Raw genomic sequence first — 13014 nt, forward strand, 5'->3', positions numbered from 1 at the left:
TGCTCGCACGCAGGCTAGAAACTCTCCCAGTCGCCTTCGCTTTCGGTGCTTTTCGGCGCCTTGGGTGCCGGCGCCGCCAGCTTGGCGGGCGCAGGCCTGCGGGCAATCCGTGGCGCAGCTGCAGCCACCGGCTTCCCGGCCACTGCCTTGGCAGCCTCCGGCCTGGCGGGCGCGGGCCTGGGCGCCGCAGCCCGGGGTGCTGGCGGCGCGGCGCCGTCGGTACGGAAGGCACCCACCACCTGCGTGAGGTGCTGCGCCTGCTCGTTCAGGCTCTGCGCTGCCGCCGCACTCTCTTCGACCAGCGCGGCGTTCTGCTGTGTCGCTTGGTCCAGCTGCCCCACGGCCTGATTGACCTCGGAGACGCCCGCGCTCTGCTGCGCCGAGGCGGCGGTGATCTCGCCGATCATGTCGGCCACGCGCTGCACCGATTGCACCACCTCCTGCATGGTCTCGCCCGCGCCCTGCACCTGGCGCGAGCCCTCTTCCACGCGCGCGACCGAGGAGCTGATGAGCTCCTTGATCTCCTTGGCGGCCTGCGCCGAGCGCCCGGCCAGCGCCCGCACCTCGCTGGCCACCACGGCAAAGCCCCGGCCCTGCTCACCGGCGCGCGCCGCCTCCACCGCCGCATTCAGCGCCAGGATGTTGGTCTGGAACGCAATGCCGTCGATCACGCCGATGATGTCGGCGATCTTGTTGCTGCTGGTCTGGATCTCGCCCATGGTGGAGATCACCTCGGTCACCGCCGTGCCGCCCTGCTTGGCGATGGCACTGGCACTGCTTGCCAACTGGCTGGCCTGGCGCGCGGTGCTCTCGCTTTGCTGGATGGTGCTGGTGAATTCTTCCATCGCCGCGGCCGTCTCCTGCAGGCTGCTGGAGGCCGACTCGGTGCGCGCCGACAGGTCCTGGTTGCCGCTGGCAATCTGGGCGCTGGCCACCGCAATGCTGTCGCTGCTCTGGCGCACCTGCTGCACCATGCCGGCCAGCGATTCGCGCATGGCCTCCAGCGAGCGCATCAAGTCACCGAGCTCGTCGCCGCGTGTCAGATCCTGCGCTCGCATGGCGAGATCGCCCTTGGCGATGCGCCCGGCCATGCCGTTGGCCTGCGCCAGCGGCTGACGGATGTTGCGAATGAGGTAGTAGGCACCCACGATGATGCCCAGCAGCAGGATGGCCACGGCCAGCGCCGCGAGCTTGACGGTATCCATGCTCGCCCGGGCGGCGGCCTGGCGCGACTGCTCCGCCGTGGCCTCCTGCAGTTGCACGAAATCGGCAAGCGCCTTGAGGTAGGCATCCGACGCGGGCTCGTAGGATGCGTGCACGGCCTGCGCCGCCTTCTCAAGGTCGCCGGCGGCCTTGAGCTTGTTGACCTCGCCGCGCTGCGCCATCATCTGCTTGCGCGCATCGGCCACACGCGCCATCGCCGCGCGGTCTGCGTCGGAGAGCTGCAAACCTTCGATGCGCTTTTGCATCTGCGTGATCTGCGCCGAGGTATCGGCCATGGCGTCCTTGAACGCCTTGGCCACTGTCGCCTCGTCGCTCAGCGCAATCGCCATCGTGCGCGCGGCGTTGGTCTCCGTCAGGCCCATCCAGCGCGTGGCCGTCTTCACGCGCATCATCATCTCGTCATTCAAGGCATTGGCCGCCTTGGATGACTGCGCCGAACGCCAGCCCGCGCCCGCGACGACCGCGGCAAAGGCGATGACGATGACGATGACCGCCACCCAGAGCTTCTGTGCAATGCTCAAACCTTTCATGAATGTCTCCTGCTCACTTTTTTGTCAAAGATTGATTAGAGCGTCGAAAAACGCGTCTTGTCCAGTCGGCAATCCCCGCAGGCCGTAGCGCAGGCGCCACCGGTCAACGGCGCTCCCGGCGTTCGCGCGCTCGCCGCGCCTGACGGCTTTCGTTGGCACGCAAGGCCTGCTGCTGGCGCTCATGGCGCCGCTCACGCCAACCCTTGCCCGCCCAGCGCCCCAGCAACGCGCTGGCCACCGCCAGCACGATGAGCAGCGCCAGCCCCAGCGGCGAGATGTCCAGCCCCGCCATCACTGCACCCTCACGATGTCTTGCGGCTTGAAGCCGAAATTGCCCGCCTTGCCTTTGCGCGCGCGCGCGCCCAAGGCGTTGTTCAGGCTGCGGATTTCAAGCTGCTCCTCGCGCGCCTTGCCGCCACGGCCCACGCCCGTGATGCGCACGCTGCGCACGTAGGCCGCCGCGCCCGCCAGGCTGTCGCCCGGTTCCAGCCCCATCAGCGTCAGGCCCCGGCCGCCCTTTTCCATCTGGCGCAATTCATCCAGCCCAAACGTCAGGATGCGCCCGCCCGTGGACACGCAGGCCACCTGCGTGGCCGCTATGCTGCCGATAGCTGCTGACGCTTGTCCATCAAGCGCCGGAGGCGCTTTTTGCTCAAAATCCAGCACCACCAGCGAAGGGCGGCAAACCGCCTCGCCCTCGGCCAGGCTGATGAAGGCCTTGCCGCCGCGATTGCGCGAAAGCATGTCACCCACGCGCGCCAGAAAACCGTAGCCGCCAGAGCCCGAGAGCAGCAGCAGCGCAGCTTCTTGCCCCGCAAAGTAATGCCGCACCTCGGAGCCCGATTCGAGCTCGATCAGCGTGGTAATCGGCTGGCCATCGCCGCGCCCGCCCGGCAAACTGGCTACCGGCACGCTGTACACACGCCCGTTGCTGCCAAACACCAGCAATTGATCGACGGTGCGGCATTCAAACGTGCCGTACAGCGCATCGCCCGACTTGAAGGCAAAGCCCGCCGCATCGTGCCCGTGGCCGGTGCGCGCGCGCACCCAGCCTTTTTCGCTGATGACCACCGTCACCGGCTCATCGACCACGCGGGCCTCGGCCACAGCCTTCTTCTCGGCCTGGATCAGCGTGCGGCGCGCATCGCCGAACTCCTTGGCATCCGCCTCGATCTCTTTGATCATCAGCCGGCGCAGCGTGGCGGGGCTGGCCAGCACGTCCTCCAGGCCGCCCTGCTCCTTGCGCAACTCGCTCAGTTCCTGCTCGATCTTGATCGCTTCGAGCCGCGCCAGTTGCCGCAGGCGAATGTCCAGGATGTCGTCGGCCTGGCGCTCGCTCAAATTGAAGCGCGCGATCAGCGCAGCCTTGGGGTCGTCTGCCGCGCGGATGATCGCGATCACCTCGTCGATGTTGAGCAGCACCAGCTGCCGCCCTTCGAGGATGTGGATGCGATCGAGCACCTTTTGCAGCCGATGTTCGCTGCGCCGCGTGATGGTCTGCTGGCGAAACGCGATCCACTCCTCCAGCATCTGCCGCAGGCTTTTTTGTACCGGCCGCCCATCGAGGCCTATGCCCGTCAGGTTGATGGGGCTCGATGTCTCCAGACTCGTGTGCACCAGCAGCGTGTTGGCCAGCTCGTCCTGCCCGACGGTGCGGCTCTTGGGCTCGAACACCAGGCGCACCGGCGCGTCCTTGCTCGACTCGTCGCGCACGCCGTCGAGCACCGCCAGGATCGTTGCCTTGAGCTGGTTCTGCTCCTGCGTCACCGCCTTCTTGCCGGTCTTGACCTTGGGGTTGGTCAGCTCCTCGATCTCTTCGAGCACTTTTTGCGACGAGGTGCCCGGCGGCAGCTCAGTCACGACAAGCTGCCACTGCCCGCGCGCCAGGTCCTCGATCTGCCAACGCGCGCGCACCTTCAGGCTGCCGCGGCCGCTCTCATACGCCGCGCGGATGTCGCTCTCGCTGCTGATGATCTGCCCGCCGCCCGGGTAGTCCGGCCCCGGCAGCAACGCGAACAGCTCATCGTCCGTCAGCTTGGCATTCTTCACCAGTGCCACGCAGGCATCGGCCACCTCGCGCAGGTTGTGGCTGGGGATTTCCGTCGCCAGCCCCACCGCAATGCCGCTGGCGCCGTTGAGCAGCGCAAACGGCAGGCGCGCGGGCAACTGCTTGGGTTCCTCCGTCGATCCGTCGTAGTTGGGCACGAAATCCACCGTGCCCTGGTCGATCTCGGACAACAGAAGGCGCGTGATCTTGGCCAACCGCGCCTCGGTATAGCGCATCGCCGCCGCGCCATCGCCGTCGCGACTGCCGAAATTGCCCTGCCCATCGATCAACGGATAGCGCTGCGAAAAATCCTGCGCCATGCGCACCAGCGCGTCGTACGCCGCCGAATCGCCATGCGGATGAAAACGCCCCAGCACATCGCCCACCACGCGCGCGCTTTTCACCGGCCGCGCCGGCACGTTGCCGCCCGCGCCGCCATAGCCCAGGCCCATACGCTCCATCGCATACAGGATGCGCCGCTGCACCGGCTTCTGCCCATCGGCCACGTCCGGCAGCGCGCGGCCCTTGACCACGCTGAGGGCGTATTCGAGGTAGGCACGCTGGGCATAGCTGGCCAGCGAATCGTCCGCGTCGGGGACTTCGAAATCGAGAATGGGTTGATCAGACATACTTCAAAAATAATAGCCTGCTGCGCTTGATGGTTGGGCGCTATAGGCCAATTTCACTTGATTTCCAATGGGTTCCGCACTCCTTCCCCCGCTGGGGGAAGGTTGGGATGAGGGCGAGCCCCTCTTGCCCTGGTCCTGTGCTGGTGCACAAGCCGTCACGGTTCAACGCCAGCGTGGCGCGCTGCTGGGCGCTGTGGATACGGGTTTTCAGCTCGAGCTGCCAGGTGGCATAGCCTTCCGGCACGGCGATGAGGGACCCAGGTGTGTCAATCATTTCCTTGCATCCTCCGCCCTGCCGCGCTGAGCCGGTATTTCTGCAAACGGCTGCGAGGTTTGCCGGGCAGAGTCATTTCGATGACACCCTGCTCCAGCGCGGGAGCCAGGTAAGCCTTGCGAAAGTGCTCCCGATCGGTCAGCCCCAGCGCGTCTTGAATGGCCTGCCGCGTCATTTCACCTTCGATTCGGGCCAAAAGTGCCTCGACTTGCGGGGTGACTTGCGGGGTGACTTGCGGGGTGACTTGCGGGGTGACTTCGGAGGCCTCTGCTTCCAGCGGAAAACGCGTCTCGAAGAAGTGCTCACTGATGTGAAACACGCTGGCGTCGTACACGCTCAGGATGCGGTGCACGCCAGAGCCCAGTTGCTCCACCAAGTCCAGATCACGAAACACGCGCATCAGCTCGCGATTGCGCGGCATGGATCGTCCGGCCAGAAACTCATCCCGGCTCAAGCCGCTCACCAAGCCGCCGTAAGACGTGATGCTGATGCGGTCGGCAAAAATTTCCACCACCGGCGGCACCTCGGCGCTGTAATCGTTGTGCACCATGGCGTTGATCACCGCTTCGCGCAACGCACGCTCATCCACCAGCCGGCGCTGCTCGCGCTCCGCCGCGCCCGTAAGCCGCAGCTGCCGGCGGCGGTGTCTATCAGGGTTTCGTGCTCCTGCGGGTTCATCATCTTCACGCACATGTCGATGACGTAGCGCGGCGTGAAGTACTGGCCTTTTTCGCCCTTGCTGGATTTGTTGATGAGGTATTCAAACGCCTCATCCACCACCTCCAGGTTGGAGTTGAAGAGCTTGACTTTCTCCAGCGAAGCCACGCACACGGCAAGGTGGCTGGGGGTGAGCGCGATCTTGTCGCCCTCGGCAAAGACGCCCTGCCAGCGGTCTTGCGCCTTTTCAAACAGGGCCTGGATTTTTTTGTACAGGTCGGTTTCGGTGTCGCCGTCGTTCTTGAAGACGAGGTGGCGTTTGGGGTCGCGCCCGCCTTCGAGTTCGTCATAAAGCTTGGCGAAGATGAGTTTGAAAAGCTCCTCGAACACGTCCACGCCGGCATTGGCCAGCACTTCGTCTTCCATCTCCAGGATCAGGTCCTTGAGCGACTTGCGCTCGTGCACCAGCTTGTCGCGGGCGACGAGGTCGGCAATCGTCCAGCGCTCGGACAGGATGTCGGACAGCTTCTCGTGCGCCGAGGGGATGCCGGGGATGTCCTCGAAGTAGTTCGGATCCTTGCGGTGGTAGTACGAAATTTGCTGCCCGTTGGTCCACACGCCAATGGGCGCGCCGGTGGCGTTGCAGTAGCTCTTGAGCTGCTCCTTGCCGTCCTTGAGCTTGGGTTTCTTCAACTCCACCAGGATGTAGGGGGCGCTGGTGTCGTCCTTGTCGAAGATGCAGATGTCGGCACGCTTTTTTTCGCGGCCAAAGGTGACTTCGTATTCAAGCGCGATGCGTGAAATCGGATAGGCGCTGTCTTTGAGCAGATCGGTGAGGATGGCGGGCATGATTATGGGTATTCTTTAATTTGATAGCTGCTTGCGCTTTACTGGAAAGCATTAGAGGCAAAAAATTCAGATATTCAATCCCGTTGGGCATCGTTCTCGCGGGTTTCCCCTCCGCTCCACGCGATATCCAGACGTTGCGCCAGCGCCTGCAGCGGCTTGTCGAGCGTCCACAGCCGCACACCCGGCATCAGACGCGCGCTGGCGAGGAGGTTGACGTCGACGGCACCGCAACCCCGATCGAAGAGCTGCTCCTGCTCGATGAACGCAAGTAACTCGGCATGACCGGCCTGCACCGCCGGGCGCAGACGCCCCAAGTCGGCCAGGGTGCGCGCCCTCGGCGCGGGCGGCGTACCGCAGGCAAGCTCCAGCAGCACCAGCGGATGCATGCGCACGGCGTCGCTGGCCAGCAGGTCGGCCAGGCGTGCATTGCCGCGTCGGAAGTGATCGACCCAGACGCTGGTGTCGACCAGCACATCGCCCATCGGCATCACGCGGACGCCCGGGCAGGCGCACGCCGGCGTGGCACGTCGGCCATGCGCGGCGCCTGCCCGCCAAGGCGAGCCAGACGCTTGCCCGCCTGGACGCGGATGAAGGTGCGAATGGCCTCGCGGAACAACTCGGCCTTGTCCATGTCGGGATCGGCCAGTTCAAGCGCTTCCTCGTAGAGCAGGTCTTCGATGGTGACGGTCGTTCGCATGGGAGCCCTCTTTTTTTATCATCCAATTTGATGATGATTGATGCGAATTGTCGCATCAAATCGATGACTCACCCCACTCACGCGCCTTGTCACACATCCACCTCCACCGCATCTCCATGCAACTCCATCAGCTCGCGCCGCGCGGCAGCTTCGCCCTTGCCCATCAGGCGGGTCATCAAGTCCTGCGTCGGCTGCAAGCCCATCGCGCCCAACTGGATGGGCAGCAGGCGCCGCGTATCGGGGTTGAGCGTGGTATCCCACAGTTGCTCGGCGTTCATCTCACCCAGGCCCTTGAAGCGGCTCACGCTCCACTTGCCCTCGGGCACGCCGTCCTTGCGCAGTTTCTCGGTGATCGCGGCGAGCTCCGCATCGTCCAGCGCGTAGAGTTTGGCGGCAGGCTTCTTGCCGCGCGCGGGGGCATCGATGCGATAAAGCGGCGGACGGGCGACATAGACGTGGCCGGCATCGATCAGCTTGGGGAAGTGGCGGAAAAACAGCGTGAGCAGCAGCACCTGGATGTGCGCGCCATCCACATCGGCATCTGACAGGATGCAGATCTTGCCGTAGCGCAGGCCGCTCAAATCGACCTCGTCATCCGGCCCGTGCGGGTCAACGCCGATGGCAACCGAAATATCGTGGATTTCGGTGTTGGCAAAGAGCCGATCGCGCTCCACCTCCCAGGTGTTGAGCACCTTGCCGCGCAGCGGCAGGATGGCCTGCGTTTCCTTGTCGCGGCCCATCTTGGCTGAACCACCCGCGCTGTCGCCTTCCACCAGAAACACCTCGTTCAGGCTGATGTCGCGGCTTTCGCAGTCTGTGAGCTTGCCGGGTAGCACGGCCACGCCGCTGCTCTTCCTCTTTTCCACCTTCTGCCCGGCGCGCTGGCGCGTTTGCGCCGCCTTGATGGCGAGCTCCGCCAGCTTCTTGCCCCATTCCACATTGGCGTTGAGCCAGAGCTCAAGCGCAGGCTTGACGAAGCTGCTCACCAGCCGCACGGCATCGCGCGAATTGAGCCGCTCCTTGATCTGGCCCTGGAACTGCGGATCGAGCACCTTGGCTGAGAGTACATAGCTCGCGCGCGCGAACACGTCCTCTGGCATGAGCTTGACGCCCTTCGGTAAAAGCGCATGCAGCTCGATGAAGCCCTTCACGGCCTGAAACAGGCCATCCCTCAGGCCGCTATCGTGCGTGCCGCCCGCCGTGGTCGAGATCAGGTTGACGTAGCTCTCGCGCACCGGATGGCCGTCTTCGGTGAAGGCCAGCACCCATTGCGCGCCCTCGCCCTCGGCGAAGTTGTCGTCCTCAGCCCCGGCGTAGCCTTCGCCCTCAAACAGCGGCACCACCGGGTCGGCTGGCAGGCTTTGCTCCAGATAGTCGCGCAGGCCGCCCTTGTAGAGCCAGCTTTGCGTGTCCTTCTTCTTCTCGTCAACCAACTCGACCTTCACACCCGGCAGCAGCACCGCCTTGCTGCGCAGCAAATGCGTGAGCTCGGCCATCGGAATCTGCGGCGATTCAAAGTATTTCGCGTCAGGCCAGACACGCACCGTCGTGCCGTGCTTGCGATCACCCTCGGCCTGCGCGCGAGTCTGGAGCTTTTGCACCACGTCACCGCCCTCAAACGCCATGCTGGCGACGACCCCATCGCGAAAACTCTCAACCTCCATGCGCCTGCCCAGCGCATTGGTGACGGACACACCCACGCCGTGCAACCCGCCCGAAAAACTGTAGGCACCGCCCGCGCCCTTGTCGAACTTGCCGCCCGCATGCAGGCGGGTGAAAACGAGTTCGAGCACCGGCGCCTTCTCCTCGGGGTGCAGGCCATGCGGAATGCCGCGGCCATCGTCCTCGACGCTGACTGAGCCATCTGCATGCAGCGTGACGCGGATTTTTTTGCCATAACCGGCCAGCGCCTCGTCGGCGGCGTTGTCGATCACTTCCTGGATGACGTGCAGCGGGTTGTCCGTGCGGGTGTACATGCCCGGGCGCTGCTTGACGGGCTCCAGGCCCTTCAGGACGCGGATGGTGCTTTCGGAATACTCGGGGATGGGTGATTTCGCCATGGCGGCGGATTGTAGGACTGTATGTTCATCCAGTTTCTTCACCCATCAAACAGGGGCCGTGCGCGTCGGCAGCACCAGGCTCCAATGCTGGGTGATCAGGGGCGCACCGTCGGCATTCAGGGTCGTGACGGTCATGTCCAGAAAACCGCGTTCCGGACGGCTGCGTGAGGCGCGCAGCCCCGTCACCTCGACCCGCGCGTGCAGGCTGTCGCCGGGGCGCACCGGGGCGTGAAAGCGCATTTCCTTGAATTCCGCACCCACGATGGGCGTGCTGCCCAGCAACCGCGCATCGACCAGCAGCCGCATGGTGAGCGCCAGCGTCTGCCAGCCGCTGCCCACCAGCTCGCCAAATACCGTCTGGCGCGCCGCTGATTCGTCCAGGTGCATGGGCTGAGGGTCGTATTCGCGGGCGAAAGCGACGATCATCTCGCGCGTCACGGTCACGCTGGCGGTCTCGATCACGTCGCCGATCCTGAAATCTTCCAGATGGCGCGGAGCGTTGGTTTGCGTGTCTTGCATGGGTCTCTCCATCCTCTCGGGAACAGCATGGTCATGCCATAATAACTTCATTTTTTGAAGGAACAAGCATGGGATGGCAAGACGTCGGCGCAAGCCTCTGCCCGGTGGCGCGCGCGCTGGCCGTGGTGGGTGACCGCTGGACGGTGCTGATCGTGCGCGAGCTGTTCCTGGGCACCCGGCGCTTCGAGGATTTCCAGGCGCAAACGGGCATGTCCTCGCACCTGCTCTCGACGCGGCTCAAGCGCCTGGAATCGGATGGCATCGTGCGGCGCACGCCCTACAGCGAGCGCCCGCCACGCTACGAATACCGGCTCACGCCCAAGGGGCTCGATCTGTACCCGCTGCTGCTCAGCCTCAAGGCCTGGGGCGAAAAGTGGAGCGGTCTGCCGCGCCGGGGCGAGCCCGCGCTCACCATCACGCACCGCCCCTGCGGCCACCCGGTGACGCTCGCGCCCGTTTGTCCCGAATGCCAAACGCCGGTCAACGCCAAGGATGCCGTCGCCACGTTGAGCGCGGGCTTTCAGGCCGAGCGACTGGCACGCCGCGCAGGCGCCGCCGCGCACGCAGAGGGCCCGCGCCCGACCGGGCACCAGCGCCGCAAGCCCGCCCCTCTGGCCCCCTGAAACCGTTTCCTTTACCCACAGACGCGCGTCGGCCCCTTCCGGCCAGCGCACACTCCCACGCTTCCCGCATGTCCACCACCACCCGAAACCTCCCGATGCTCCAGGTGCTCGCCTGCGGCGGCATCATCGTCACGCTGTCACTGGGCATACGCCACGGCTTCGGGCTGTGGATGCTGCCGATCACGCAGCAAATGGGCTGGACGCGCGAGACCTTTGCGCTGGCCATTGCGATCCAGAATCTTTCCTGGGGCGTGCTCGGCATCTTTGGCGGCATGCTGGCCGATCGCTACGGCGCGTTTCGCGTGCTGCTGGGTGGCACGGTGCTGTACGCGGCGGGCCTGCTGGGCATGGCGCTCTCGCCCACGCCGTTTTTGTTTGCGCTCACCACCGGCGTGCTGATCGGCGCGGCGCAGGCGGGCACCACCTACTCCATCATCTACGGCGTGATCGGCCGCCAGATCGCGCCCGAGCGCCGCTCCTGGGCGATGGGCGTGGCAGCGGCGGCGGGGTCGTTTGGCCAGTTCCTCTTGATGCCGATCGAGGGGCAGATAATTCTGCAACTGGGCTGGCAGACGGCACTGCTCATCATCGTCGTGCTGGCGCTGATGATGGCGCCGCTGGCCTTTGGCCTGCGCGAGCCCGGCTTTCACGCGCACCATGCTGCCAAACGCACACAGACGGTGCGCCACGCCCTCGCCGAGGCGCTGCGCCACCCGCCCTATCTGCTACTGACGGCGGGCTACTTCGTCTGCGGCTTCCAGGTCACCTTCATCGCGGTGCACCTGCCCGGTTACCTCTCGGACAAAGGCCTCACGCCGCAGGTGGCCGCGTTTGCCCTCGCAATCGTCGGGCTGCTGAACATCGTCGGCTCGTACAGCGCCGGGCTGCTCGGGCAGCGCTTTCAAAAGCGCTGGATCCTCGCGGGCATCTACGCCACGCGCGCCGTCGTCATCGCGCTGTTTCTGCTGGCGCCGATCTCGCCCGCTTCGGTCTACCTGTTCGCAGCCGTGATGGGATTGCTGTGGCTCTCGACCGTGCCGCCGACCAACGCGGTGGTGGCGCAGATTTTCGGCGTGCAGCATTTCTCGATGCTCAGCGGTTTTTCCTTCTTCAGCCACCAGCTCGGCAGCTTCATGGGCGTGTGGCTGGGCGGTTATCTGTACGATCGCACCGGCAGTTATGACGTGGTGTGGCTGATCGCCATTGGCCTGAGCGTGATGGCGACACTGCTCAATCTGCCCGTGAAGGAGACCCCCGTGAACCGCGCCGCCGCGCACGCCGCATGAGCACTCTGCGCATCCTGCTCTGGCTCGCGCTGCTGCTGGCACTGGCGGCAGCGGCCATGCTGTACTTGCAACCCGGCTTCATGGTGCTGCTGGCCGAGCAAGTCTGGGCCTGTTTCTGAGATGCACGAAAACCTCGCACCGTCAGACTGGATACGGCGCTGGACCCACCTCGTGCGCCCCGGCGGCACGGTGCTGGACGTGGCCTGCGGCATGGGCCGACACTTGCGCTGGTTTCATGATCGAAATCACGTTGTAACCGGTGTGGATCAAGCGCAAGAAGCTATTGATTCAATATCAAATCTGGGCGAAGCCATTTGCGCCGATATCGAAAACGGCCCCTGGCCGCTGGCCGGGCGCCAGTTCGACGCCGTGGTCGTCACCAATTACCTCTGGCGGCCGCTTCTGCCGACGATCGCCCAGAGCGTCGCACCCGACGGCGTGCTGCTGTACGAGACCTTCGCCATCGGCAACGAGACGGTGGGCAAGCCCTCCAACCCCGACTTTTTGCTGCGCCCCGGCGAGCTTTTGGGCGCCTGTGCCGGACTGCGCATCGTGGCCTACGAAGACGGTTTTCTCGGCGCACCCGAACGCTTCGTGCAACGCATCGCGGCGGTGCGAGTGGACGATGCAAGGTCAACCGCGCCGCGGCGCCTGCCGTTGGCAGTGCCATAGAATGCTCCTTTGCGGTTTTCACCCATGCCCATGACCTCCCGCGGCTACCTCTTCACCGGCAGCACCGTTGCCCTCGTCACCCCCATGCACGAGGACGGCAGCGTTGACTACCCCACTCTGCGCAAGCTGATCGACTGGCACATCCAGGAAGGCACCGACTGCCTGAGCGTCGTCGGCACCACGGGCGAATCTCCCACGGTCAACGTCGACGAGCATTGCGAGATCATCCGCGTGACGGTCGAGCAATCCAGGGGGCGCGTGCCGGTGCTCGCCGGTTGCGGCGCCAATTCCACGCACGAGGCGATCGAGCTCGCGCGCTTTGCCAAGAAGGTCGGCGCGCACAGCCAGTTGCAGGTGGTGCCCTACTACAACAAGCCGACGCAAGAAGGCCAGTACCAGCATTTCAAAGCCATCGCCGAAGCCACGGGCGACCTGCCCATGGTGCTCTACAACGTGCCCGGCCGCTCGGTCGCCGATCTGCAGCACGACACCGTGCTGCGCCTGGCACACATCCCCGGCATCGTCGGCATCAAGGAAGCCACTGGCGACATCGGCCGCGCGCAGTGGCTGATCCGCGACGTGCCCGAGGGCTTCGCGGTCTATTCGGGCGACGACCCCACGGCCGTGGCGCTGATGCTGTGCGGCGGCCAGGGCAACATCAGCGTGACGGCCAATCTCGCGCCGCGCCTGATGCACGAACTGTGCGTGGCCGCGATCGCGGGCAACGCGGCCGAGGCGATGAAAATCCAGCGCCAATTGATGCCGCTGCACAAGCACCTGTTCGTCGAAGCCAACCCTATCCCCGTCAAGTGGGCGATGGCACGCATGGGCCTGTGCGGCCGGGCGATGCGCCTGCCGATGACGCCGCTGGCCAACCAGCACGAGGCCACGGTCGAAGCGGCGCTGCGCGCCAGCGGTCTGCTCGGCTGATCGATTCCCTTTCCCGT

At 65.1% G+C, this 13014-nt stretch carries 14 protein-coding genes; 5 read left to right on the plus strand and 9 right to left on the minus strand.

The genetic code is table 11. From position 1 onward, the window contains the following. Nucleotides 1-14 precede the first annotated feature (14 nt). From ABS45_RS05480 to ABS45_RS05525, 9 genes are all read right to left on the minus strand, one after another. Complete coding sequence (locus tag ABS45_RS05480) at nucleotides 15-1754, minus strand: methyl-accepting chemotaxis protein (RefSeq protein ID WP_291553826.1); 1740 nt, start codon at nucleotides 1752-1754, stop codon at nucleotides 15-17. A gap of 103 nt (nucleotides 1755-1857) precedes the next feature. Further along, nucleotides 1858-2046, minus strand: a complete 189-nt coding sequence (locus ABS45_RS05485) for a hypothetical protein (protein WP_291553828.1) — start codon at nucleotides 2044-2046, stop codon at nucleotides 1858-1860. Beyond that, nucleotides 2046-4430: a DNA topoisomerase IV subunit A gene (gene parC / locus ABS45_RS05490; RefSeq protein ID WP_291553830.1), complete on the minus strand. Its 2385-nt coding sequence runs from the start codon at nucleotides 4428-4430 to the stop codon at nucleotides 2046-2048. The genes ABS45_RS05485 and parC overlap by 1 nt, the downstream gene beginning before the upstream one ends. Nucleotides 4431-4696: 266 nt before the next feature. Further along, on the minus strand, nucleotides 4697-5293 hold the full coding sequence (locus ABS45_RS05500; RefSeq protein WP_291553832.1) for a Fic family protein: 597 nt from the start codon (nucleotides 5291-5293) through the stop codon (nucleotides 4697-4699). After that, the gene (locus ABS45_RS05505) at nucleotides 5263-6210 is read right to left on the minus strand and encodes a type I restriction enzyme HsdR N-terminal domain-containing protein (RefSeq protein ID WP_291553834.1); all 948 of its coding nucleotides are present in this window, start codon (nucleotides 6208-6210) and stop codon (nucleotides 5263-5265) included. Before ABS45_RS05505 ends, ABS45_RS05500 begins: the two co-directional genes overlap by 31 nt. A 74-nt stretch (nucleotides 6211-6284) precedes the next feature. Further along, nucleotides 6285-6692 (minus strand): PIN domain-containing protein, encoded by a 408-nt coding sequence (locus ABS45_RS05510; RefSeq protein ID WP_291554314.1) that lies wholly within the window; start codon nucleotides 6690-6692, stop codon nucleotides 6285-6287. 5 nt (nucleotides 6693-6697) lie between these two features. Continuing rightward, nucleotides 6698-6907 carry a type II toxin-antitoxin system VapB family antitoxin gene (locus ABS45_RS05515; RefSeq protein ID WP_291553836.1) on the minus strand — a complete coding sequence of 70 codons (210 nt, stop codon included), beginning with the start codon at nucleotides 6905-6907 and terminating at the stop codon, nucleotides 6698-6700. An 89-nt stretch (nucleotides 6908-6996) separates the two neighbouring features. Further along, the gene (locus ABS45_RS05520) at nucleotides 6997-8967 is read right to left on the minus strand and encodes a DNA topoisomerase IV subunit B (protein ID WP_291553838.1); all 1971 of its coding nucleotides are present in this window, start codon (nucleotides 8965-8967) and stop codon (nucleotides 6997-6999) included. Nucleotides 8968-9012: 45 nt separating this feature from the next. Then, entirely contained in the window at nucleotides 9013-9486 is a 474-nt protein-coding gene (locus ABS45_RS05525) for a MaoC family dehydratase (RefSeq protein ID WP_291553841.1), read from the minus strand. A 68-nt stretch (nucleotides 9487-9554) separates the two neighbouring features. Here ABS45_RS05525 and ABS45_RS05530 point away from each other — a divergent pair, with 68 nt between their 5' ends. From ABS45_RS05530 to dapA, 5 genes are all read left to right on the plus strand, one after another. Beyond that, entirely contained in the window at nucleotides 9555-10109 is a 555-nt protein-coding gene (locus ABS45_RS05530) for a helix-turn-helix domain-containing protein (protein ID WP_291553843.1), read from the plus strand. Nucleotides 10110-10177: 68 nt separating this feature from the next. Further along, on the plus strand, nucleotides 10178-11395 hold the full coding sequence (locus ABS45_RS05535) for an MFS transporter (RefSeq protein WP_291553845.1): 1218 nt from the start codon (nucleotides 10178-10180) through the stop codon (nucleotides 11393-11395). Continuing rightward, nucleotides 11392-11514: a hypothetical protein gene (locus ABS45_RS05540; protein WP_291553847.1), complete on the plus strand. Its 123-nt coding sequence runs from the start codon at nucleotides 11392-11394 to the stop codon at nucleotides 11512-11514. Before ABS45_RS05535 ends, ABS45_RS05540 begins: the two co-directional genes overlap by 4 nt. A 1-nt stretch (nucleotide 11515) precedes the next feature. Next, the gene (locus tag ABS45_RS05545; RefSeq protein ID WP_291553849.1) at nucleotides 11516-12067 is read left to right on the plus strand and encodes a class I SAM-dependent methyltransferase; all 552 of its coding nucleotides are present in this window, start codon (nucleotides 11516-11518) and stop codon (nucleotides 12065-12067) included. 30 nt (nucleotides 12068-12097) lie between these two features. Continuing rightward, nucleotides 12098-12997 (plus strand): 4-hydroxy-tetrahydrodipicolinate synthase, encoded by a 900-nt coding sequence (gene dapA / locus ABS45_RS05550; protein ID WP_291554316.1) that lies wholly within the window; start codon nucleotides 12098-12100, stop codon nucleotides 12995-12997. Nucleotides 12998-13014: the final 17 nt, after the last annotated feature.

Source organism: Comamonas sp. SCN 65-56, from assembly GCF_001724135.1.
Classification (GTDB): domain Bacteria; phylum Pseudomonadota; class Gammaproteobacteria; order Burkholderiales; family Burkholderiaceae_C; genus Comamonas_C.